Source organism: Plantactinospora sp. ZYX-F-223, from assembly GCF_039649625.1.
Lineage (GTDB): Bacteria > Actinomycetota > Actinomycetes > Mycobacteriales > Micromonosporaceae > Plantactinospora.
On the sequence record NZ_JBDJAV010000147.1, the window covers coordinates 1 to 1,671 of the forward strand.

Below are 1,671 nucleotides of genomic sequence, written 5' to 3' on the forward strand. Positions count from 1 at the left end.
CCTGGGCGATTCGCGGTGATCGACAAGGTGGGCCGTTTGTCGGCGTGTAGATGAGCGGAAGTGCCTCTCCTGCAAGGGAAACTTGTGATTGCGACATCTACAGGTTTCTCTACGAGGGAGGCACTTCCGAAGTGCAGTTTACGGCGTGGGCGAAGGATCTGCGGGTCACCCCGGACGGGACGGGCGTGGTGTCGCACGTCGGTGCGGCGTTGCTGCGGATCCTCGCGGACCGAGCGGGGTTGACCGTGGCGTTGTCGAGCGGACTGGCCCGTCGTGGCCGGTCGCCGGTCCACGACCGGGGACGAGTGCTGGTCGACCTGGCGGTGATGATCGCCGACGGTGGTGAGGCGATCTGCGATATCGACGTGCTGCGCCACCAACGCGAGGTGTTCGGGTCGGTGGCCTCGGATACCACGGTGTGGCGGGCCCTGGACGAGATCGGTACCGTGCGACTGCGGCGGATCGCCCAGGCCAGGGCGAAGGTCCGCGCACGGATGTGGAAGCTGTTCGGCGGTCCACCAGCGGCTCGGGCCGCTGGCCGGGACATCGACCCCGGGACGACCGTCCTCGATGTGGATTCCACAATCGTGATCGCGCACAGCGACAAGGAAGGTGCCGCGCCGACCTACAAGCGCAGTTTCGGCTTCCACCCGATCCTGGTGACCTGCGACAACACCGGGGAGTTGCTGGTCGTGAAGCTGCGGGCGGGCAACGCCGGAGCCAACACCGCCGCCGATCACCTCGACGTCCTCGCCGAAGCGATCACACAGGTCCCCGCCGCACACCGCCGACATCTGCTCATCCGTGGCGACAGCGCGGCGGCCACCCACGCCGTCCTGGACTGGCTACACGGGTTGAACACCACCCGACGCCGGGCGGAGTACTCGATCGGCTGGTCGATCGGCGAGACGGAACGTGCCGCCATCGGCGTCCTGCCGTCCTCGGCCTGGTCACCCGCGATCGACGCCGACGGCGGCGTCCGCGACGGCGCGCAGGTCGCCGAACTGACCAGGCTGCTGCACCTGCCCGGCTGGCCTACCGGGATGCGGGTCATCGTGCGTCGTGAGCGCCCACACCCGGGCGCGCAACTGTCGCTGTTCGAGGAACGCGACGGCTGGCGCTACACCGCGTTCGTCACCAACACACAGGTCGGGGCACTGCAATGGCTGGAAGCCCGCCACCGCGCCCACGCCCGCGTCGAGGACAGGATCCGCTGCGCCAAGGACACCGGTCTCCGGCGACTGCCCTCCCGCGAGTTCGCCATCAACGCCGCTTGGTGCACCGCCGCGGCGATCGCCGCTGACCTCATCTGTTGGCTCCAACTCATCGGCCTCGACGGCGACCTGGCCAACGCCGAACCGAAACGACTGCGCTACCGAATCCTGCACACCGCTGCCCGACTGGTCCGCGGCCAACACCGCCGCTGGCTACGCATCCCGTCCAGGTGGCCCTGGGCCGAACAGATCACCGCCGCGTTCACCCGAATCGCGGCCATCCCCGCACCCGGCTGACCAACCCAGCCGCTATCCCGACGACCGGAGGCCCCAGGAGACCACGCCCACCGCCGCGACAGACGGCCCACCACCATGCCCGGAACACAAGAACATCGACCAACAGCGATCAAACCCGCCGGGCAGAACAAGCCGACGGCAGACGCGAATCATTGAGGCT

At 68.5% G+C, this 1,671-nt stretch carries 1 protein-coding gene; it reads left to right on the forward strand.

Translation table 11 applies throughout. The annotated features are described in order from the left end of the window. Positions 1 to 131: 131 nt before the first annotated feature. Positions 132 to 1,511, forward strand: coding sequence for an IS1380 family transposase (locus tag AAH979_RS42860; RefSeq protein ID WP_346263845.1), 1,380 nt, complete (start codon positions 132 to 134; stop codon positions 1,509 to 1,511). The last annotated feature ends 160 nt before the right edge of the window (positions 1,512 to 1,671 follow it).